Source organism: Neobacillus sp. plas4 (assembly GCF_057221695.1).
The window spans coordinates 4,173,314-4,195,457 of the sequence record NZ_CM170152.1; the positions used below are offsets into that span (position 1 = coordinate 4,173,314).

A 22,144-nucleotide genomic window follows, 5' to 3' on the forward strand; every position below is an offset into this window, starting at 1 on the left:
ATTAAAAAGAATTTATAAATGCCTCAATAATTTTTAGTGTATCATTTTTAGCCGTATCACCAACAGTTTCTGCCCCGATACAGGATGGGCATCCGGTTTGACATTTACAATTGTCGATCATCTTCTTTGTTTCTGAGAATACGACGGTCATTCCAGAATGAATTTTCTCGCTTAAACCAATTCCACCTGGATAACGATCATAAAAGAAGATTGTTGGTTTTTCGTTATGATCCGCTTTTACCTGTGGAATAACATGTATATCTTGGGGATCTGCCATAACAAATAATGGGGCGATATGATTTAAAGCATGTGCCGTCCCAACTAGCCCCTGTTCTAATCGGTCTTGTCCCATTTCTGAGAATGATTTATTTAATGAAATCCATGCCGCACTTGTATGCAGTTCTTCCTCAGGGAGATGAATGGGGCCAGAACCGATATTTTCATGTGTTTCAAATTTGATTTTCTTGAAAATGGTTGCCATCGCCCGAACACTAACATCCCCGTATCCAACTTCGGCATACTCAAGTTTGTTCAGCTTGTCTTCTTCTAATACCTTTAATTGAACAGCTAAATTGGCATCCGTAAAATAATCAACATCGACTTCCCTTACAAATGCCTTTTTCTCATCCCAATCAAGCTTTTCTACTTGAAATTGGGTTCCTTGGTGGAGATAAATGGCCTCATCATGAAGAAGAGTCATTGCTGAAAATCGATCCATTTCTCCAATTACTCTTGCATTCGCAATATCTGATTGATCAATAATAATCACATTTTCCTGAGAAGCAGAGCGCAAGCTGATATTATGAGCAGGAAATGAATCATTCATCCAATACCATTTATCACCGTTCTTATAGAGAATTCGTTCTTCTGTTAAATATTCAAGCAGCTCTTCCGTTCCAACTTTCCCAAACTGTTCATCAACTTTAAAAGGAAGCTCAAACGAAGCACACTTCATATGATCGATCAAAATGATCAGATTATCAGGATTAATTCTTGCCGTCTCCGGACTTTTATTAAAAAAATACTCCGGGTTCTGTATTATATATTGGTCAAGAGGACTTGAACTTGCCACCATAATGACAAGAGCTTCCCCATGCCGCCTTCCCGCTCTGCCTGCCTGCTGCCAAGCACTGGAAATGGTTCCTGGATATCCAGTCATAATGCATACCTGCAGCTGACCAATATCTACTCCCAGCTCCAATGCGTTCGTACTTACCACTCCGTAGATTTCCCCCGCGCGTAGCCCCTTTTCAATTTTTCTTCTTTCTGTAGGCAGATAGCCGCCTCGATACCCCATGATCGATTTGGATCCTAATTGATTTTTCACTAATTCCTGAAGATACGTTAAAATAATTTCAACCCTTACTCTGCTTCTAGCAAAGACAATGGTTTGAATTTTATTTTTTAACAATTCACCCGCGATTTTTCGAACTTCAAGTGTTGCACTTCTTCTTATGTTTAAGGGTTTATTAACAATTGGCGGATTATAAAAAAGAAAATGTTTCGTTCCACTAGGAGCACCATTATTATCAATAAGGATCATTTTTTCCTCTGTTAGGTTTTCAGCAAGCTCTAGCGGATTGGCGATCGTAGCGGAAGTACAGATAAAAACAGGATTACTGCCATAATAACGGCAAATCCGTTTTAATCTCCGAATAACATTGGCAACATGACTGCCAAAAACGCCTCGATACGTATGAAGCTCATCAATGACAACAAATTTAAGATTTTCAAAGAGGGAAACCCATTTTGTATGATGAGGCAGTATTGCTGAGTGGAGCATATCTGGATTGGTAATGACCACATGCCCAGCCTTGCGGACCTTTTGGCGGATGTTCGCAGGTGTATCACCATCATAGGTATAACTATTAATATCAACACCAGCAGCTTGAATGATTTCATTTATTTCACTTTTTTGGTCTTGCGCAAGAGCTTTTGTTGGAAACATATATAGCGCCCTAGCATTCGGGTTTGATAGAATGCTTTGCAAAACTGGAAGATTATAACAAAGGGTTTTACCTGAGGCAGTTGGCGTCACGGCAACAACACTATTTCCAGCGATAATTTTCTCAAATGCGGATTTTTGGTGTGAATAAAGCTTTTCTATCCCCTTTCTTTTTAATGCCTGTATTAATGCCATATGCAAGTTTTCTGGTAGTGAAACGGTTTGTGCTTCCTTTGCTTCTAATGTCTTCCACGTAACAATATTTTCTTTAAAATCTTCCTTTATTTTTAAATCAGCAAGAATTTCCTGCAGATTTTTTTTCAATTTCATGGGATCACCTCATTACTCTATTATACCGAATAAACGTTCGCAGAAATAGTCTATTAATTAGGCTCTTTTCTTATACTTCGTTGTTTTTGAAACAAAATTTAATAATTATAATAAAGTTTCCGCAGAAAATAACATATTTTTAATAAGAAAAGAGCTACAAACTCCATTCCAAAGGGCAAAATTACTATTTCCACGTTAAAATCGGCTTTAGGATTTTAACAACTATTTTTACAAAACCGCCGTTAATTATTATTTGTTTGTCTGTTACAATAGTATAAGATATTTTATTTCATCTGTGGAGGTGGAACATGAGGATTGAAGAGATTAAGAAAGTACTTTCTGAATTCATGCTTTTTAAGGAATTAGATAACTATGAATTAACAAAGATTGCAAATATTTCCATAGCAAGAGAGTGGAAAAGGCAAAGCCATGTTTTTCTTCAAGGTGATCCCCTAGAAAATGTATATTTTATTTATGATGGAAAAATCAAGGTGTACAAAAGTGATATCCACGGCAAGGAACAAATTGTCGCCATTATGAAAAAGGGCGAAATGTTTCCACATGTTGGCTTTTTTAGAAAGGGTGATTACCCGGCTTATGCTGAAGTTCTTGAACCATCAACACTTATCGCAGTTCCTATTTCTAAATTTGAAAGTGTTCTGATTGAGTACCCTGAGTTATGTATTAAGGTATTTAAGGTATTAGGTGAAAAGATCGTTGATTTACAAAACCGACTAGAAGAACAAATTTTAAACAATACATACGAGCAAATTATTAAACTTTTAATTCGCCTTGCTCAGAAACATGGCAAGGAATTAGAAGATGGAACGATTCTGTTGAAATCTGAATTTACCAATCGTGATCTTGCCAGTATGATTGGCACAACGAGGGAAACCATCAGCAGGACACTGACAAAAATGAAAAAAGATAAATTGATTGAAGTGGATGATCGTGGGGATATGATACTTGATATTGAAATCCTCATGGAGGAAATTAATTTAATTTAAAACTGCAGCACATTGGGTGCTGCGGTTTTTCTGTTCTCTATGCTTTAGTTAGCTGAAGCATATCCGCCATGTCTTCTTGTGCGTTACCGATTAATTTTAAGTTAAATGTGTCTTGGAGAACCTGCAAAACACCTTCAGAGATGAATTCAGGGGGCTTTGGTCCAATACGTATATCTTGAATTCCTAAACTGAATAATCCTAAAAGGATGGCTACTGCTTTTTGCTCAAACCAGGATAAGACGATACTTACAGGAAGTTCATTGATTTCGCAGCCAAATGCCTCTGCTAGTGCCATCGCTATCTTTACCGTAGATCCTGAGTTATTACATTGTCCTAAGTCAATATAACGAGGGATGTTTGTCCCGGGAACAACACCGTAGTCCACAGCGTTAAAACGGAATTTCCCGCATGACGTGGTCAAAATTACCGTTTCCTGTGGGAGTGATGTTGCAAGTTCACGATAATAATCTCCCCCATTTCCAGGTGCGTCACAGCCTGCAATCACAAAGAAGCGCTTAATTTTCCCTGCTTTTACAGCTTCAATTACTTCTGGTGCTAGGCCAAGAACAGTTTCATGGTGAAAACCTGTGAGCAGAGTTTCTTCTGAATGAATATTGGCTTCTGGTAGTTCAAGTGCTCTTTCGATTAATGGTGAAAAATCATCATTCATTATTTTTTGAACATTCTCAAGACCAGCTACTTCATAACTGAACATTCTATCAGCATATGTACCTTTAATTGGCATTACACAATTTGTTGTTTCCAAAATCGCTCCTGGGAAATTTTCAAAAAGACGGCGTTGGTCATACCATGCTTTTCCGATATTTCCCTTTAAGTGAGTATATTTTTTCAATGCTGGATATCCGTGGGCTGGCAGCATTTCAGAATGCGTATAAATATTAATTCCCTTACCCTCTGTTTGCTTTAATAATTCTTCAAGAGCAAACAAGTTATGTCCAGAGACCACAATACTTTTTCCTTCTATTTTGTTTTGGCTTACGCGAATTGGCTCAGGAATACCCAGCCGCTTCGTATGAGCCTCATCAAGCATTTCCATCACCCGAACTGTTGCCTGCCCCACTTTCATCGCCATTTCAATATGTTCTTGAACATTAAAATTGGAATTTGTTAGCGTCATATAAAGTGCTTCTTGTGTGGTCGTATCCACAAATGAATCACTATACCCTAATTGATTGGCATGAGTCCGGTATGCAGCAATTCCTTTCAACCCATAGATAATGGTATCCTGCAAACTTGAAATCGTTTCGTCTTTTCCACAAACCCCCACCACTGTACATCCTCCTGATGGAGTTTGTTCACATTGATTACAGAACATGATTCTTCCTCCTTCCTTTTATTTACTGCTTAAGGATACAAATCCTATAAAAATATTCATGTGATATTTGTCACAAGTCATAGAGTTGTTATAAAAGGTTCATAACTTTATCTCATTTTTATGACGCGCACCAAAAGGGGGTAAGAGCATATGATATGGTGAGAAAATTCGGAAAGAGAGGGAAAGCATTATGTCATCCATGCCTCCGAGTGGCCAAAATAACAATAATAAGGAAAAACCTGAAAATTTTCGGGATTTACTTAGAACTATGAATGACTTCATTCATGAAAAACCAGTTAAAGGATTTCTAAAATCAATTGATGAATTTTTTAATAGTCCGTTTCCTGCGGGAGCTTTTCCTGTCCAAGTACGGGAAACCGCAGATGAGTATATTATTTCCGCGGAGCTGCCTGGAGTTAAAAAGGAGCAAATACAACTAAATATTTTACCTAATCAAGTAAACATCTCCATCGAAAATCAAGAAATTGAAACAAAAGAGGATCTAAACAACCACCTTTTTCAAAAAAGAGTTTCACAGCAAAGGCTGTCACGAACAATCCCATTACCTATCGTGATTAATGAAAAAATGGTTAAAGCCTCCTATCGAGATGGGTTACTCAACATACGAATTCCAATCATAAGAGGGAAAACGATAAATATTGAGGATTAAATCATAAAATAAAAATGCTCGAACAAAAAAATTTCGACAAATACCAATAAGAAAGACGGCTTTTATGCCGTCTTTCTACTTTTTTATGCTTTAAAAATTCCTCCGAGCCCCTTCACCAATGAGGATACCTGTGTTACTGCATTAACCACTTGCCCCGCCGTATTTACCATCTTATTTACGTCCACTGTGCCATCTTGTGATTTAAATGAATTCATAATCGATTGTATTCCCCCAGGGTGCTTTAGCATTGCATTTGGTTTCGGATAAGGGTTCATGATAGAGTAATCATTCATTTGCGGCATGTAGTGATTTGGTCCCATTTCTTCTTTGGGTTGCAGTGGATTTTGAAAGAGAAATTGTGCATCTTTAGGAGAATATTGACCAGTTGATTTTGGCACTTGCTGAGGTATTCCCACAGGATGATAGGCCGGTTCATATGATTGATATGATTGTGGATAAGGCTGCTGATAGTAAGGGTTTTGTTGTTGATATGGGTGCCATTCCATACCTTGCACTGCTTGGTAAGGATTTGGCTGATTACGAGGAAACACTTGATAATTCGCTGAATCATATATCGGTCTCCTGTAATTCATTTGCCCCGAGTATCCATGATTTATAAAATGATTTGATCTATTTTTACCAAACATGGGCAAACATCTCCTCCGCGTTTTCATCACTACACACTATGGTTAAAATGAGGAAATGGTGCATAAAACGAAATAAATTTCAATGTCAAAATCACGAGAATTTTGTCTAAAGTTTAAATATTTTAAAAACTAGGAATTCCTTATTTTCATGGTACTATTAAAAAAATGATGAAGGAGGAGTTACATATGGTCATACGCTCACTTAAAAGCAAATTTAATCAAAGTCGGGACTACAACACCGATGACGTTAACGCATTATTGGATTTTGCTAAGAAGGCTTATATTCACAATGAGATTGACATTAAGGAATACCGTCTCGTTGTTCGCGAACTCGAAGCTCAGGGCGCTATGATTCCTGACGATTTTAATGAAGACTCCCTCATCGAAAATGCATAAAAGGATACAATACAGCTAGAAAAACTCCAAAGGAGATGCAGAAATGCATCTCTTTTTTATTACTGTCTAGCTCCAGCGCCCTAGCGGCTAGTGTCCTTCACTCTCCGCGAGTAAAAATCCCTTCAGGATTTTTACCTACCTACGATAAGTCAACATCGAATCGCTAACGCTCTTCGTGTTTCCTTTATCACAGTTGGAGCGCTCCACAAGGAAGGCCTCGGCAGCATGGGCTTCGCACGAAGAAAAAGCGTTAGCTTTTTCGAGGAGGCCATACGCCGCTGAACACTATGGAAAGCTACTTCGAATAATCATCGCAGGACCAAGCTGCACTTTGGCTTGGTCCGAGGGCGCTTCCGCTTTTCTCATTCTAATTCCTTTATAACTTCTAATAGAAAAAATTCAACGGTTCGATTTGCATTTAAAAATCTTGAACGACTGGTTTTAGGAAAAAACGCCTGTATCGATAATTGCTCCATATGTTCTGAAGTGGAATCGATTTGTTTTAAATGGATGTGCTTTTGAGGACTGACGGCTAACCAATTTTTCATCAAAGCACTCCATTCAACTGTAAGTTCCTTTACTGTATTCGCAAACGGCTTAACAACTTGGTGAAAATCATGTTCGGTCGCCTCTTCACGAGCTTCCTCATAGTATTTTAAAGCTAGTTGGTTATAATGCAGCAGCTTTTTTGTTAGCTGTAGAATCTCCTCAGACATTGGTGTTCTTTCCCTTCTATATATAACAAAATAAAAAGCAGCTTTATTAAAGCTACTCAATGGTTTTTTGCATTCTTTTTTATTTTACCGGTAATTAAAAGCCCAATTCAAGTTTTAGTGCTCTGGTAACTGAATTGTTTTGCTCTACTGCACATTCGTCAGATACAGGATTTATCCGATCTAATTCCTGTTCAAGTTTATAAAGTTTTTGTACCGGTGATGATAATTTTAATAGCTCCTCATGGTTCATTTGATTGCGAAGGTCTGAGAAAGAAGTTTCAAGAACATTCTCCAATTCTTCTAATTGATCATAAATTTCTGTCAGCATAGAAAGCAGCTTTTCCTTTTCTGGCAATGACGAGTTTATCAAATTTAGAACCTCCTCGCTTTTTCTTACTAAGTACTATTCTCTTTATTTTGTATGCTTCCTTCCCCTCTGACAAAACTAGAAGGTATTCGCCAAAGAAAGTGCCAATCTGGCAATTATTCCCTACCCATTCGACAGAGGCACATACTCGCATTAAAAATTGAAAATCGAACAAGCTAAAATTGGAGGTGTTAATAATGGCTAAAAAGAAACAAAATAAAAAATCCGGAGCAGCACAAGTTGAAAATAAAGTTGGCTACGGTGATAAAAAACTCGAAGGACCAAATCGTCCAGCAGAATAAGAAGTCATATAAAAAGCAAGGCAAAGCGGCCTTGCTTTTTAGATTTTCTTCAAATTTGCTGCTCGATGGATGGCCAGCATTAATTCCATCTGATTTGATTTTTCATAGTACCAATCTGTTAAGTGAATACTATGTCGATGCCTTGCTGGAAAATGCAGCCATGCCGGGGATATCATTCGGTTCTTGCTCCAATCATCATATTGATAATGATTGTGATCTATAATCGGGTAGGTTGCCCTTAAAAGTGGTGTCCTACGGCTGGTTTTTGTCTTAAAGAATTGTTCATAATCATTTCTCGAACCGGTATGTGGAGTTTTATCAGCAAATTCGAAAAAAAAAGGGAATAATCGCGGATGCGTTAAAATTCGAGCAAGCCTTTTCCCAAGATTTATTCGTTTCGATAATGACTTAAAACCATTCACACTTGCTCCATATAATTCGCCCCCACATGTAGGAAATAGCACGCAGCTAAAATGAAGCCAATCTTGAAAAGTAAAAATCCAAGAATCGAAAACCCTCTTTTTATAAACAGGATGTTGGATTACCGGTCCATGAATCACATTTTGTTCATTGATAATTAACGCAGTGGTGAGCCTTTCACGATTGCTTTCTTTCCAATACCTTTCCCATTCTTTTTGAATAAATTCTGAACATTTAAAATATGGAAGAAGATGAAACATTGGAGTGTTTCGTTTCGTCGAATATTGATAGATCAAAAGTTGGGGATAAACATCGTGGAAGATTAACCAATTGGCTCTCTCGAAGGTAAGGAATAGATCTTTCCTTGTTTTGGGCTCTAAAATTTCTCGAAAAACATCGCCCTCTAGATCGCACATATTCCATCCGCCATTCCTTGAAACCATACTGGCGAGAAATGACCAAATAACATCGGGGTTCCTTTTAAAATAAGAAAAATATGCGTCAGTCCTTGAAATATTATCAAGATTCTTTTTATTGGTTTCGCTCCTAATTTGACTGATGGTCTCAATCTCATGTAATGTAAGATGACGCATATTCTTCAACAACTTTCATTATAGGTAGTTTTAGAGAATTAATTTTTATGAAAAAGGAATCATGCTTTTTCTTGACAGTCAAGGTACATTATTTTTATTAGCGTGTGTTTTCCTAAAAATTTTATACGCCCATTACAGCACAGATTTGTTATGATAAGTAATAGCGTGAGAGGTGCTTATCATGAATTTTAATTATCCAAATGGAAAAAGGTACATTCCAAACAGTATCGAAATAACTGCAAAAGTAAAAAAACAGAGTAATCCATCCTATAGTAATAGAGGTATGACCCTCGAAGAAGATTTAAATGAGACGAATGAATATTACCGAGAAAGAAATATTGCTGTGATTCACAAAAAACCTACACCCGTTCAAATTGTCAAAGTTGATTATCCGAAAAGAAGTGCTGCAGTAATAAAAGAGGCATACTTTAAACAAGCTTCCACAACCGACTACAACGGGGTCTATAAAGGTAAATATATTGATTTTGAGGCAAAGGAAACAGCTAATACGACATCATTTCCATTGAAAAATTTTCACCAGCATCAAATTGATCATATGGAGGAAGTGGTTTCACAGGGTGGAATCTGTTTTGTAATTCTTCGGTTTTCCAAACAGGAACAAGTATACTTATTGCAAGCAAAACATTTGTTATCTTTTTGGGAAAGAATGAAAAATGGAGGAAGAAAATCCATTACCAAGGAAGAAATTGAGCAAAATGCTTATTTCATTCCGCTTGGATTTCACCCTCGTATTGACTATATTAAAATAATAGATACTCTTTTTCATTTTTAACTAGTTGAAATTGATTGTTGCATGAAAGGAAGGAATTTTATTATGGCAGGAGAATTTCAATCAAGAGAGGAGCGCCGTAAAAAACTCCAACAATCCAAAGGAAAAAAACAAGTGAAGAAAAAACCGAGCAGTATTGTTAAGAAAATTTTTCTATCCCTTGTTGCACTTGGCATTATTGGTATTTTAGCCGGCGTTGGAACTTTTGCTTATTTGGTAAAGGATACCCCTAAACTTGATCCGAAATTATTAAAAGACCCCATCTCCTCTAAAGTTTTGGATAAAGATGGTGAGCTAATTTCAGAGGTTGGTTCAGAGAATCGTGAATATGTTAATTATAAGGAAATACCAAAGCTAGTCGAAGATGCCGTGTTAGCAGTAGAAGATGTTCGTTTTTATAAACACCATGGTTTAGATCCGATTCGATTGGCCGGAGCCGTTGTGGCCAACTTCCGTGAAGGATTCGGTTCCGAAGGGGCAAGTACGATTACGCAGCAGGTAATCAAAAACTCATTCTTAACTCCTGAAAAAACCCTAAAGCGAAAGGTTCAGGAAGCATGGATGGCCTATCAGCTTGAACAAAAATATACGAAGCACCAAATTTTTGAAATGTATGTTAATAAAGTTTTTGTATCTGAAAACAGTCATGGACTAGCAACGGCTGCAAAAATTTATTATGGGAAACCATTAAATGAACTTACTCTTCCAGAAGCCGCACAGCTCGCTGGAATGCCGCAAAGTCCAAATAATTATAACCCATTTGATCACCCGGACTTAGCAGAAAAACGACGTAATATCGTGTTGATGTTAATGGAACAGCATGGCTATATTACCAAGGAGGAAATGAAAGAAGCGCAAAGTACTCCAGTGACGGCCACATTGGTTAAAGAAGAGGAAAGAGTTAGGGACGAAAAGCCTTATGATTCTTTCGTCGATGCCGTTATTGATGAAGTTGAAGCTCAAGGGGATTTTGATATCTTCTCTGATGGTTTAACGATTCATACGACTCTTGATAAAAATGCTCAATTGTATGTAAATACCATTCTTAATACGGATGAAGTCATAAATTATCCGGATGCCAATTTCCAAGCAGGGATCGCCCTCATCGATACAAAAACAGGGGAAATCCGTGCGATTGGCGGAGGTCGTAACCAAGATGTGAAACGTGGCTTTAACTATGCAATCGATACTAGGCGGCAGCCTGGCTCAACGATAAAACCTGTTCTCGATTATGGTCCAGCCATTGAATATCTCAATTGGGGTACCTATCAAACGATTGATGATAAACCAATCAAGTATTCTACAGGGCAGGAATTTGGCAACTGGGACAATAAATATATGGGACCGATGTCGATGCGTACGGCACTGGCGCTTTCTAGAAATACTCCTGCAGTTCAAGCACTACAACAGGTAGGTTTAGAAAAGGCAAAAGAATTCGCCATCAACATTGGGATTCCATTAAAGGAAATTTTTGAATCCTATGCTATTGGTGGGTTTGGTGGAAAAACAGTTGGGGTTTCCCCTCTGCAAATGGCTGGCGCCTTCAGCGCATTTGGGAATAACGGTATGTATACTAAGCCTTATGCGGTAAAAAAAATCGAGCTTAGGGATGGAACTGTCCTTGATACAGCGCCAGAATCAAAGCTTGCCATGAAGGATTCTACCGCATTTATGGTTACTGATATGTTAAAGAGCGTTATGGTTTCGCCTGGTACTGGAACGACAGCAAAAGTTCCTGGACTTCCGATTGCCGGAAAAACTGGTACAACGAACTATACAGCAGATGAATTGAAAAAATGGAATATTGCCAGCGGCAGAGTTGTCCCTGACGCTTGGTTTACAGGTTATACTACAAATTATACTGCTTCTGTTTGGACGGGATATGCCGAAAGAAAGACACCAATCCAACCTGGAGACGATCAAAAAATAGCACAATTAATCTTTAAAAATCTAATGGCTTATGTTTCTAAAGATATCAAGACATCTGATTTTCCTATGCCTGACAGTGTACAAAAAGTAAGGGTTGAAAAGGGATCTAAACCGCCTGCATTAGCTAGTGAGTTTACACCTGATAGTGAGGTAATTATAGAGTACGCAGTGAAAGGTCATGCACCAAAAACCGTTTCGGAAAAGTATAACAAGATTGCAGCGCCTATTAACCCTAATGCAATCTATGATCCTGGAAAAAATGTTGTGACATTAACGTGGGATTACCCTAATCCGGACAATGGTAAGGTTCAATATGAAGTGACCGTTACGGATGGGACAACACCAAATACCTCAACCGTTTCAGACAGAGTAGTTACGCTTCAGAATCCAACGCCAGGTACCAAATATAGCATTTCAATTGTTGCGATCATCGATGGAAAGAGAAGTGATCCTGCAACAACAACAGTTGACATACCATTGCCACAACAAAATGGTCAAGACGAAGGCAATGGTAACCGTAATGGCAATGGCAACGGTGCTGGTAATGGCAATGGTAATGGCAACGGTAATGGTAATGGTGAAGAAGACGATGGCGGTGAAGAAGACGGTAATGCACCAGTAACCACCGAGCCTGGAAGCGGAAATGGTAATGGCAATAACAATGGCAATGGTAATACTAACGGCAATAGCTGAAGTGGAGGATAAAGCAAAAAGCGTCTAGCCCTTTGAGGTTAGACGCTTTTTTACGATATTATTTTTTACATATAATTTGTTTTGTTCGATAAACAATTCAGAGAGCTGACGATAAGAATGAAATAATTTTGGTCTGCCGATGATAAAACCCAGCCTTTCGTCAAGATTGACGGGTTTTATCTCGATAAAGTCAATTGGTTCAAGTTCAGTAACCTTCACCTGTCTATCGTTCGTCAGATATAATAATTGGATGAACAAGGAAATCCCCTTTTTCATCCCCTGAAGTGTGTTTTTTTGATCTCGATTACGGTAAAGAATCTCAAGTTCATCTCTTAACCGGTCCCATTCAGCTAATAGAAGTGGAATATTCTCTTTCGAAGGTTCTAAATCCTGCTCATCTAGAAAAGGAATGATTAGTTGATTATCCATTCACTACTTCCCTTCCCTTCATTCTCTTTTTCCCCTCTCTGCACAGCTCTAATAATGGACAGCTTGGGCATTGGGGGTTTTGGGCTTTACAATGATATCTTCCAAAGAAAATCAATCTGTGGTGAGTAACCGACCACTCATCTTCAGGAACCTTCTTCATCAATGTTTTTTCAACTTCCAGTACAGAATCCTTCCAGCGGCATATACCCAGTCGCTTACTTACTCTCTCAACATGTGTATCTACTGCAATCGCAGGAACATTAAATGCCACTGAAACGACAACATTTGCCGTTTTTCTGCCAACCCCCGGAAGTTTTGTTAATTCATCTCGGTCATTTGGAACTTCACCATCGTATTCATCCAACAATAAACGGCATAAACTTTGGATATTTTTTGCTTTATTTCGGTATAGTCCAATCGATCGAATGTCATTTTGTAATTCTTCCTGTGAGACACGTAAATAATCTTCTGGTGTTTTGTATTTTTCAAATAAATCCTTCGTAACCTTATTAACTAGCACATCCGTACATTGCGCCGATAGAGCAACTGCAATGACGAGCTCAAAAGGATTTGAATGGGTTAATTCACAATGGGCGTCAGGGAACATCTCGCCCATTTTATCTAGACAAAAACGAATTTGTGTATTGTTTAACAAAAATTTTCACCTGCCAGTTTTATAAATAGAAACAAACGAGAGAAATCAGCTCTCGTTTACTAGATTTATTGCTCAAGCCAATTGTAAAAGGGCACAGAATTTGGTGAAGAGGTTTGAGAATCTTGTACCGGCCGATTCGGCGTTTGCTTTTGACGAAACTTTCTTCCATGATTTTTTGCCTGTTCAATGGTCTTAATGCCGTTCTTTTTCCATTCAAAAAGAATCCTGTCAATATAGCGGAAATTTAACTTTCCTGACATTACCGATTCTCTTAATGCAGCCTTAATTATTACCGGATCATGGTGATCATCATCCATCCACATGGCCAGTGATTCACACTCAAATGGAGATAAAGGACGGCCAAATTCCTTTTCAAAACAGGTGTATAGGTCACTTTCGTCCGCCTTTTTTGCGACTTCTTGGGTATTTTTATTTTTCATTAAAAACTGATCCACTAGCCGCTCCCATAAGGGTTCAACGGAGTATTTCTCAAACATGATTCCTTCTGGTGAGAATTCATCTATTATTTTAATAAACCCTTTTTGGATTAATCGTCGCAGCAGCTCATTACATTCGGAAACAGTAATTGTCATACGTGAGGAGAGCTCTTCTGGGGTTGGAAAGTGATTTCCTTTTTCGATAAAAGTAATAATATTTAATAAAAGGACTATTTCATGTTCATTTAAATTCATATTTCTATACTCAGAAAATAATACAGCAGGAATGGTTATATTACCTTCTTGAAGCCATGATAATATACTTGTTTTCATTTTTTACGACACCTCTTGCTTAGTATAACATGAACATCTTCTCTCTGTAAGAGGATTGGTTTAACCATATTTTATAAGAAAAGTAAAAAGCCTGCAGCTGCAGACTTTTTTTGATCATCCAATATTTTAATCTTGACGTTTTGATTCAACGAAATCCTTGATTCTTGCTACTGCCTTCTCTAGTAAATCTAAAGAGGTTGCATAGGATAGACGGATATTATCCGGTGTACCGAACCCAGAGCCTGGAATTACTGCTACCTTAGCCTCAACTAATAATGCTTCAACAAAAGCATCGACATCTGGATATCCAGTTATTTCTGCAGCTCCCTTTGCATTCGGATACAAATAAAACGCACCTTGTGGTTTTACACAAGTGAAACCTGGTATCGAAACTAATTGATCATAAATTACTCCTAAACGATGTTCAAAAGCCTGACGCATTTCTTCTACTGGCTCTTGAGGTCCATTATATGCCGCGATTGATGCATATTGGGCAGTAGTTGTCGGGTTGGAAGTGCTGTGACTTGCAAGGTTCGTCATTGCCTCAATGATTGCTTTATTTCCAGCAGCATATCCAATACGCCAGCCTGTCATGGAATGTGATTTAGAGACGCCATTAATGATGATGGTTTGCTCTTTTAACTCTGGTGATAACTGTGCAATCGAAACATGCTTATATTCACCATATATAAGTTTTTCATAAATTTCATCTGATACAATTAATACATTTCTTTCCAAGCATAATTTTCCTATTTCCTGTAGTTCTTCAGCTGTATAAATAACACCTGTAGGGTTACTAGGAGAATTGATAATAACTGCCTTTGTCTTTTCAGAAATTACGCTTGCTAATTGTTCAGGAGTAACTTTAAATTGTTGAGACTCCAAGCCGTCTACATAAACAGGTACCCCTCCTGCTAATTTTACTTGCTCGGGGTAGCTTACCCAGTAAGGGGTTGGGATAATTACTTCATCACCTTCATTTAAAAGGACTTGAAATAAGGTATAAAGAGCATGTTTTGCCCCGTTGGCAACAATAATTTCATTTGGTTTATAGGAAAGCCCTTGGTCTCTTTCAAGCTTTTCAATTATAGCCTTTTTCAAAGCTGGCAGGCCTGCAGATGGAGTATACTTCGTATGACCTTCATTCATCGAGCGTGCTGCAGCGTCTATGATATGCTGTGGTGTGTTATAATCAGGTTCACCTGCGCCTAGACCTATAACATCTACCCCTTGTTCCTTTAATTCTTTTGCCTTTGCTGTAATGGCTAAAGTTGTTGAAGGTGTAAGTGCCATTACCCTGTTTGCTAATTTGACTGCCATTCCAATTTCCTCCTGCTCAATCAAGCTATAAATTTTCAATTTTTTTAAGCCATTCACCTGTTTTAAAATCTACATAATAATAATTTATTAAATTATTTTCAGAACGGTAATGAATTTCCCATAATGGGATATTATTTTCCATTCCTAATTTTACAGAAATAATTTTTGTTGGATTTTTTTCATCAAGAAGTCTTTTAACGGCTTCTTCTTTAGATAATCCATTTTTTCGTTTATCCACTATTACTTTTTTGCTTTTCTCGGGAATCCATACGATGATATTTTCACCTTTTTTATTTTTCCCCTCAAGAACACTAACAGTTTCTGTTCCATGGTAGATATGAAAATCCTCTATTTCGCTTAGCTCAACCTTTTCTTTTGCCAAGGAAGCTGCTTTTTCTTCCGCCGTAACAAGCGGCTCCTGAGCACTAACATATACTTTAATAAAAACACCAACAGAAATGACTATAAATAGTACAAGAAATATTAAAATTTTTTTCATTTTACTCCACTTTTCATCTTTATGTACGATAAATCGTAAAAATCGCTTTACTTTGATCTTCTCGATCAAGTGCCAATCCAAATACTAAATCCTTTTGCTTTAGTGTTCGATTAAGGGCATCTACAATCTTGTATAGGTCAGGACTATGCTGAAGCTTAACAGTGGAGAGGACTTCGATTTTTGATTCCATTCTATTCCTCCTTTATCTCTCTAAAGCAATAATATCAGCTATAGTCCTCCTTTTCTACTGGAAAAGTGAATACTTCGTAATTATTTTCTGTGAATTTTATTGTAATAGTGCCATGTTTTTTTGTAAAAAAAACCTCTGACCAATTATCCTGCAGGTCATAGATGATATCTGGGTCAGGTTGATGCTGTTCTGATTCAAAAAGAATCGAGATTTGAGGATTAACGTATTGAATTAATTGCTCAGATAGAGAATCTTCCTTCGCCCATTTCGGCACTTTAAATATAGTTACCTCATCTAAATTTTTCTTTAATAAGTTCTCTTCCGCGTGATCACTTGATGAAGTCATTAAGAACAGACGATGCTTAAAAAATTGCAAAGAAAAATCTAATCCTTCATCTTCACCGTTACCAGCAAAAAGCACTTCTGCAGATAAATCTGGTAATAGAGTCTGTATGGTGCCCTCTTTCCATGGAATCACTACTACGCCGATAAAGGCCGCGTCTTTATTTGTTATTTCCATTGCTATTTCAGGTGTTGTAATTACTTGCCTTACTTTATATTTCGAAATTATATGTGTAATTTCATCCAGAAAAAGATTTTGACGGTCGGTAATAACGAGTGTTGTAATTTCCTTTACACCATAAGTTTTAAGCATATTTTGTAATTCTTCACTTGTTTCTTTTCCACCGATATTAACCAATATATTTTCTCCATTAGAGCCCTGGATTAGAGTGGCTTCTCCATCACCTAACCCTAAAAAAGAGACGGCAATCTCATGATCTTTCAATTTTAAATCGATACTTTCGATATTTCCATAATCAATAGAAGAGGCATTTCCAAATGAAGTCAAATGAAAAAAGATTGCTGTCATTAATAGTATCACTCTCATACACATACCTCCTTATTTATAGGATGTGTAATTTTTCCATATTTCATTATAACCATTTGTAAATAATTTCTACTAATTCATCAATATTTCCCTTCTTCATGGGTACAGGTGGAATGGATTGTAAAAATGCCTTTCCATATTTTGAGGTAATAATTCTTTTATCGAAAACCATCATAATCCCACGGTCGTTTTCTGTTCGGATAAGGCGTCCAAAACCCTGTTTAAATCGAAGGATTGCCTCTGGTAAAGAATACTCCGTAAAGGCGTTTCCACCTTTTTGTGTAATTAATTGACACTTTGCTTCTGTTAACGGTTCATCCGGTGGACTAAATGGCAGTCTGACAATAACCAAACATGATAAATCCTCACCAGGGATATCAACACCTTCCCAGAAGCTGCTAGTTCCCAGCAAAATGGCTTTATCATACCTTTGGAAATTCCTCGTTAGCCTTGAGCGGCTGCCACTGGTAATCCCTTGAGCAATCATGGCAAATTCATCCAAAAAACCACTTTCTTTAATTAGCTCATATGTTTTCTTTAACATATCGTGGGCTGTAAATAGAATCAACATTCTTCCCTTGGTCGCCTCAGCAATCGTAATAATGTGTTCCGTTATCGCAACGACATAATCATCTAGACTAGTGGAATTAACCTCTGGCAAGTCATTAGGGATTAATAGCTGCACCTGATTTTTATAATCAAAAGGTGAAGCAATAGACATCGTTCGTGTATTGTCTTTGGAAAGTCCCATTTCGTTTATCATATAATCAAACGAATGATTGACTGTCAGGGTTGCTGAAGTTAAGACCACACCTTTCTTTACACGAAAAAACTTTTCATGTAAAGAAGCTGCAACAAAGGCTGGCTGCGCATAAAAGGTTGTTACATTTTGCTGTGAACGGAAATCAATTTCGATCCATTTTACCTCGTTAGATTCTTTAATAAAACAATCTTGTACGGTATTTCTCAGCTCTTCTAATTCGTTTCTAAAGGAAATGATTTCTTCTAGTTTTCCTTTTTGCTTACTCGATAATGTTCTCTTATTTATCTTTATTAACTCTAACCGCTCTGATATAGCACCTTGTAAATCCTTCAAAAGGAAGGCAAATCTTTCAGCACTGTGCACAAGCGCATTTTTTTCTTTTCCACCCTTGTCACGTGAAAAACGCACCTTCGCACGGTTTCCTGCTCGTCTTTCTGCAGAATTTGATTTTGCATAAAGAGCAGTCAACTTAAAAAACTCGTCCATTTCATAGGATAGGTCTGCAGCTAATTGATTTATTTTTATCGTTTGTGTTAAATCACCTTTGTTTGCTACAAGTGAGTCTAGTATCCTTTCTAGTTCATAAAAAAGCTGACGTTGTTCAAATTGGCCAAATTGATTTAATAGCAATCGAGTGGTTAAATAGTCTAATGAGCGGCCAAAGTATTGACTTGCCACCTTTTCAAAATGATGTCCTTCATCGATGATGGCATATTCAAAGTCTGGTAAAAAAGACTTTTCAGCCGATAAATTACTTAATAGCAGAGAATGGTTGGTAATAATGATATCAGCATGCAGTGCCTCGTTTTTCGCACGTAAATAAAAATCCTTCTCCTGCCAAACCTTATTCCGAGTAAAGACCGTTTGCTCGTTCTTTATTTTATTCCAGAAGATATTTCCACCGCTTGAAAGATTCAATTCGTCACGATCTCCGGTTTCCGTTTCTGTCAGCCATACAAGAATTTGCATTTTCGTTAAGGTGGTATCATAATTATCGTTTTCCTCGAGTAAGGAAAGGGCAAATCTCTCTAGACTAATATAATGGTTTCTCCCTTTTAATAAAATGGACTTTACCCCAAAAGGAAGTATCTTTGCTAATAAAGGAATTTCTTTATGGATGATCTGTTCCTGAAGTTGGATGGTGTGTGTACTCACCACAACAGGGAGCCTGTTTTGTTTAGCAAAATAGGCAGCAGGCAGTAAATACCCAAGAGACTTTCCTACACCCGTTCCTGCCTCAATAAGCGTATGCATACCTGAATTAAAGGCTTGATAAACCCCATCCATCATTTCAAATTGGCCCGTTCTATTTTCAAAGACAGTAAAGCCTTCTTTAATTAGCTCGATTTTATCTTTATCACTGTCAGGATATTGGAATTCATACTGGTATGGTCTGCTCACTGCCATCGAATAAACTGGCTGTTTTTTTAGGGCAAGCATATTGCATATCTCAAGCGACTCTTTCCAACTCTCACTGTCCTGATCTATTTCTAAAATAATTTCATCGATTAATTGTTGTAAATCGCTTTTTAGCCCGCCAGCTAGTTGAGAAAGCTGGCGAAGAGTCAATTCAGGTAATTGAGTTAAACGATTTACAAGTATTAGAAAAAGCTCAGCTGTTACCTGTGCATCACTATCTGCCTGATGCGGCCGATCATGTTCTAGATCCTCTCGGACAGCTAAATCAGATAGCTTGTAACCATCTGCAGTTGGAAAGATAATCCTTGCCATTTCCACTGTGTCTAGAACTGGACCGTAAAAACCTTCGAACCCCGCTTGTACTAATTCTTCCTGTAAGAATGACAAATCAAATAATACATTATGTGCAACAAAATAAGCACCCTCCAAAAGATCATTCACTCGTGGGGCTATTTCTGCAAAAACGCGAGCGCTCTTCACCATTTCATCCTTTAACCCTGTTAATTCCTCAATAAATATTGGGATTGACCTTTGTGGGTTGATTAGAGATGAAAACCTTTCAGTGATTTTCCCATCTTCAATGACCACAGCGGCAAATTGGATTATTTTATCCCCTTTTTTCGGGTTATTTCCTGTAGTTTCCAAATCGACTACAACAAATTTATTTAACATATGATTTAACACCTCAGACCTTCATTAAAACGGTATCACAAAATAGGTAAAAGAAAAAGTAAACCTTACACTTAGTATATAAAATTAACACAAAAAAAGAAAAAATCCCCGAAAAACAGGGATTTCTACATAATCGTTAATGCTGGCTCTGCATATATAAGTTCCATAATCTTGTTATCTTCACCCATAATCGCAACTTTAGGTTTGTGGCTTTGGACTTTTTCTTCAGAGACCAAGCAATAGGAGATGATGATAACAATATCACCCTTCTGTACAAGCCGAGCGGCAGCCCCATTTAAGCAAACGACCCCACTGCCTCTTTCACCAGGAATGATATAAGTTTCTAAACGTGCACCATTATTATTATTGACGATTTGAACCTTTTCATTTGCCATCATGCCCACTGCGTCTAGTAAATCTTCATCTATGGTAATACTTCCAACATAATTAAGATTTGCTTCTGTAACAGTTGCACGATGGATTTTACCATTCATCATGTGCCGAAACATGGTATTCCTCCTCTTGTATTCGCCTAGGCTTCTACTTCTATGATGAAATTATCAATTAACCGAACCTTTGAAAATTTTACTGCCAGGGCAATGATAATGGTGCCTGATAAAGTCTCAACTGTTTTCAATTGAGGATACGAATAGACCTCAACATAATCAATTTCCCCTTTGGTCTCGGAAGCTATCATATTTGTTACTAGCGTTTTTATGGTGTTTGGATTTCGAACCCCTTTGTCAATTTCCGCCTTAGCAGCAATTAAGCTATGATAAAGGGCGGTTGCTTGAACCCTTTCTTCAGGGAGAAGATTAACATTTCGGGAACTTTTTGCAAGCCCATCTTCTTCTCGGACGATATCTACAGGTATTAATTCAATTGGAAAATTAAAATCTGAAATTAATCCTTCTACGACTGCAACTTGCTGTGCGTCCTTTTTACCAAAGTAAGCTCTTGTCGGCATAACAATATTAAATAACTTTGTTAGGACAGCAGCCACACCATCAAAATGACCAGGTCGCGATTTACCGCATAAAACATCGGTACGCTCCTGAACAATTATTTTTACTGATGTAGGCTGTGGGTACATTTCCTCCGCACTAGGATAAAATAGGATGTCTACCCCTTCACATTCAGCCAATGATTTGTCCCTTGAAAAGTCTCGAGGATACGTTGAAAAATCTTCAGTCGGACCAAATTGCAATGGATTCACAAATATGCTTAAAACAACAACATCATTGTCTTGTCTAGCTTTTTTTATTAGGGTTAAATGACCTTCATGTAAAAATCCCATTGTTGGCACAAATCCAATAGATCTTGATTGGGATTTCAATTTTTTCATTTCCGTTTGCATTTCATGTATTTTGGTTATGACTCTCATTTTATTCCTCCGTATAGTCCGCTGAGCTCACGTTCTTTCATGGTAAAGGAATGCTTATCATCAGGAAACTGTTCCGATTTGACATCCTTCACATATGCTTGGATCGATTCAATAATAAACGGATTTAAGGAATAATATTGCTTTACGAACTTCGGTACACGCTCTACTCCATACCCTAAAATATCATGATAGACTAATACTTGCCCATCTACATCAACGCCTGCTCCAATACCGATCACAGGAATAGATACATGTTTAGAGACTTCATCGGCAAGCTGTTTCGGTACACATTCAAGCACAATGGCGAATGCCCCAGCTTCTTCACATTTTTTTGCATCTTCTAATAGTTTAATTGCGTCTTTCGCTTCTTTTCCTTGAACTTTATAGCCGCCTAATACGCCAACGGATTGTGGTGTTAAACCGAGATGACCACAAACTGGAATGCCAGCCTTAGTAAGTGCTGATATTTTTTCAATTACTTCATCTGCACCTTCCAGCTTAACTGCATGAGCACCCGTTTCCTGGATTAATCTGCCTGCGTTCTTTAATGTATCCTGAATGGATAAATGGTAGGATAGGAAAGGCATATCAACGACAATAAACGTATCCTTAGCTCCTCTTTTTACCGCTTTTGCATGATGAATCATGTCTTCGATCGTTACCGGGACTGTTGAATCGTATCCAAGTACAACCATTCCAAGTGAGTCTCCAACCAAAATGACATCCACACCAGCCTGTTCCGCCTGCTTAGCAGATGGATAATCATAGGCAGTAAGCATGACGATTTTTTCATTATTTTCTTTCATTTTTAAGAAGTCTGTACTTTGTTTCATTCATATTCCCTCCTTTTAGTAGGAAGAGAGGGGTATAAAAGAGCAAATAAAAAGATCCATCTGAAGGCAGAGGATCTTGGTACTCTTTCACGTGTTCTATCCCTCTGTCCCGGTCCGCTTTACGGATCTAGGCAGAAACCTTTTTAAGTTGTAAAAAATAAGTTTCAGGTGCAGCTCTCA

Annotated in this window: 22 protein-coding genes; 5 read left to right on the plus strand and 17 right to left on the minus strand. The window is 37.7% G+C overall.

Translation table 11 applies throughout. The annotated features are described in order from the left end of the window. Nucleotide 1 precedes the first annotated feature (1 nt). Nucleotides 2-2,275 (minus strand): DEAD/DEAH box helicase, encoded by a 2,274-nt coding sequence (locus AC2TFD_RS20950; RefSeq protein WP_484673903.1) that lies wholly within the window; start codon nucleotides 2,273-2,275, stop codon nucleotides 2-4. Nucleotides 2,276-2,583: 308 nt separating this feature from the next. Between AC2TFD_RS20950 and AC2TFD_RS20955 the strand changes: the two genes are divergently transcribed. Then, a complete protein-coding gene (locus AC2TFD_RS20955) occupies nucleotides 2,584-3,282 on the plus strand; it encodes a Crp/Fnr family transcriptional regulator (protein WP_335520158.1) in 699 nt (232 codons plus the stop codon). 37 nt (nucleotides 3,283-3,319) lie between these two features. Here AC2TFD_RS20955 and hcp read toward each other — a convergent pair whose 3' ends face one another. Next, the gene (hcp, locus tag AC2TFD_RS20960; RefSeq protein ID WP_484673904.1) at nucleotides 3,320-4,618 is read right to left on the minus strand and encodes a hydroxylamine reductase; all 1,299 of its coding nucleotides are present in this window, start codon (nucleotides 4,616-4,618) and stop codon (nucleotides 3,320-3,322) included. Between the two features lie 190 nt (nucleotides 4,619-4,808). Between hcp and AC2TFD_RS20965 the strand changes: the two genes are divergently transcribed. After that, nucleotides 4,809-5,288, plus strand: coding sequence for an Hsp20/alpha crystallin family protein (locus AC2TFD_RS20965; RefSeq protein WP_335520160.1), 480 nt, complete (start codon nucleotides 4,809-4,811; stop codon nucleotides 5,286-5,288). Nucleotides 5,289-5,371: 83 nt separating this feature from the next. On the opposite strand, the gene AC2TFD_RS20970 is transcribed toward AC2TFD_RS20965, so the two are convergent. After that, nucleotides 5,372-5,935, minus strand: coding sequence for a YppG family protein (locus AC2TFD_RS20970; RefSeq protein WP_484673905.1), 564 nt, complete (start codon nucleotides 5,933-5,935; stop codon nucleotides 5,372-5,374). A 186-nt stretch (nucleotides 5,936-6,121) separates the two neighbouring features. Here AC2TFD_RS20970 and yppF point away from each other — a divergent pair, with 186 nt between their 5' ends. Next, complete coding sequence (gene yppF, locus AC2TFD_RS20975) at nucleotides 6,122-6,331, plus strand: YppF family protein (RefSeq protein ID WP_335520163.1); 210 nt, start codon at nucleotides 6,122-6,124, stop codon at nucleotides 6,329-6,331. 362 nt (nucleotides 6,332-6,693) lie between these two features. Here the strand turns inward: yppF and AC2TFD_RS20980 are convergent, their stop codons facing one another. The 3 genes from AC2TFD_RS20980 to AC2TFD_RS20990 form a co-directional block, all read right to left on the minus strand. After that, nucleotides 6,694-7,047, minus strand: a complete 354-nt coding sequence (locus AC2TFD_RS20980) for a DUF1798 family protein (protein ID WP_335509899.1) — start codon at nucleotides 7,045-7,047, stop codon at nucleotides 6,694-6,696. 94 nt (nucleotides 7,048-7,141) lie between these two features. Then, nucleotides 7,142-7,417 carry a hypothetical protein gene (locus tag AC2TFD_RS20985; protein WP_484673906.1) on the minus strand — a complete coding sequence of 92 codons (276 nt, stop codon included), beginning with the start codon at nucleotides 7,415-7,417 and terminating at the stop codon, nucleotides 7,142-7,144. Between the two features lie 337 nt (nucleotides 7,418-7,754). Continuing rightward, nucleotides 7,755-8,729, minus strand: coding sequence for a DUF2515 family protein (locus AC2TFD_RS20990; RefSeq protein WP_484673907.1), 975 nt, complete (start codon nucleotides 8,727-8,729; stop codon nucleotides 7,755-7,757). Nucleotides 8,730-8,910: 181 nt separating this feature from the next. On the opposite strand from AC2TFD_RS20990, the gene recU reads away from it, so the two are divergent. Next, nucleotides 8,911-9,522, plus strand: coding sequence for a Holliday junction resolvase RecU (gene recU / locus AC2TFD_RS20995; RefSeq protein ID WP_335509905.1), 612 nt, complete (start codon nucleotides 8,911-8,913; stop codon nucleotides 9,520-9,522). A gap of 42 nt (nucleotides 9,523-9,564) precedes the next feature. Next, complete coding sequence (locus AC2TFD_RS21000; protein ID WP_484673908.1) at nucleotides 9,565-12,141, plus strand: PBP1A family penicillin-binding protein; 2,577 nt, start codon at nucleotides 9,565-9,567, stop codon at nucleotides 12,139-12,141. 24 nt (nucleotides 12,142-12,165) lie between these two features. Here AC2TFD_RS21000 and AC2TFD_RS21005 read toward each other — a convergent pair whose 3' ends face one another. The 11 genes from AC2TFD_RS21005 to panB all read right to left on the minus strand — a co-directional run bounded on the left by AC2TFD_RS21005 (nucleotide 12,166) and on the right by panB (nucleotide 21,964). Then, entirely contained in the window at nucleotides 12,166-12,570 is a 405-nt protein-coding gene (locus AC2TFD_RS21005) for a YpoC family protein (RefSeq protein WP_335509910.1), read from the minus strand. Then, the gene (nth, locus tag AC2TFD_RS21010) at nucleotides 12,563-13,225 is read right to left on the minus strand and encodes an endonuclease III (RefSeq protein ID WP_335509912.1); all 663 of its coding nucleotides are present in this window, start codon (nucleotides 13,223-13,225) and stop codon (nucleotides 12,563-12,565) included. Before nth ends, AC2TFD_RS21005 begins: the two co-directional genes overlap by 8 nt. Nucleotides 13,226-13,290: 65 nt before the next feature. Further along, complete coding sequence (locus tag AC2TFD_RS21015) at nucleotides 13,291-13,995, minus strand: DnaD domain-containing protein (protein WP_335567257.1); 705 nt, start codon at nucleotides 13,993-13,995, stop codon at nucleotides 13,291-13,293. 126 nt (nucleotides 13,996-14,121) lie between these two features. Next, on the minus strand, nucleotides 14,122-15,315 hold the full coding sequence (locus tag AC2TFD_RS21020) for a pyridoxal phosphate-dependent aminotransferase (RefSeq protein ID WP_335520572.1): 1,194 nt from the start codon (nucleotides 15,313-15,315) through the stop codon (nucleotides 14,122-14,124). Nucleotides 15,316-15,340: 25 nt separating this feature from the next. After that, the gene (locus AC2TFD_RS21025; RefSeq protein WP_335567258.1) at nucleotides 15,341-15,814 is read right to left on the minus strand and encodes a cell wall elongation regulator TseB-like domain-containing protein; all 474 of its coding nucleotides are present in this window, start codon (nucleotides 15,812-15,814) and stop codon (nucleotides 15,341-15,343) included. A 19-nt stretch (nucleotides 15,815-15,833) separates the two neighbouring features. Further along, complete coding sequence (locus tag AC2TFD_RS21030; protein ID WP_335517514.1) at nucleotides 15,834-16,004, minus strand: YpmA family protein; 171 nt, start codon at nucleotides 16,002-16,004, stop codon at nucleotides 15,834-15,836. 34 nt (nucleotides 16,005-16,038) lie between these two features. Further along, nucleotides 16,039-16,893, minus strand: coding sequence for a ComEC/Rec2 family competence protein (locus AC2TFD_RS21035; protein WP_335517516.1), 855 nt, complete (start codon nucleotides 16,891-16,893; stop codon nucleotides 16,039-16,041). Between the two features lie 46 nt (nucleotides 16,894-16,939). Beyond that, nucleotides 16,940-19,747 carry an ATP-dependent DNA helicase DinG gene (gene dinG, locus AC2TFD_RS21040; protein ID WP_484673909.1) on the minus strand — a complete coding sequence of 936 codons (2,808 nt, stop codon included), beginning with the start codon at nucleotides 19,745-19,747 and terminating at the stop codon, nucleotides 16,940-16,942. Between the two features lie 125 nt (nucleotides 19,748-19,872). Further along, on the minus strand, nucleotides 19,873-20,256 hold the full coding sequence (panD, locus tag AC2TFD_RS21045; RefSeq protein WP_335517521.1) for an aspartate 1-decarboxylase: 384 nt from the start codon (nucleotides 20,254-20,256) through the stop codon (nucleotides 19,873-19,875). A 23-nt stretch (nucleotides 20,257-20,279) separates the two neighbouring features. Further along, complete coding sequence (gene panC / locus AC2TFD_RS21050; protein WP_335567260.1) at nucleotides 20,280-21,131, minus strand: pantoate--beta-alanine ligase; 852 nt, start codon at nucleotides 21,129-21,131, stop codon at nucleotides 20,280-20,282. Beyond that, on the minus strand, nucleotides 21,128-21,964 hold the full coding sequence (gene panB / locus AC2TFD_RS21055; protein WP_335567261.1) for a 3-methyl-2-oxobutanoate hydroxymethyltransferase: 837 nt from the start codon (nucleotides 21,962-21,964) through the stop codon (nucleotides 21,128-21,130). The genes panC and panB overlap by 4 nt, the downstream gene beginning before the upstream one ends. Between the last annotated feature and the right edge of the window lie 180 nt (nucleotides 21,965-22,144).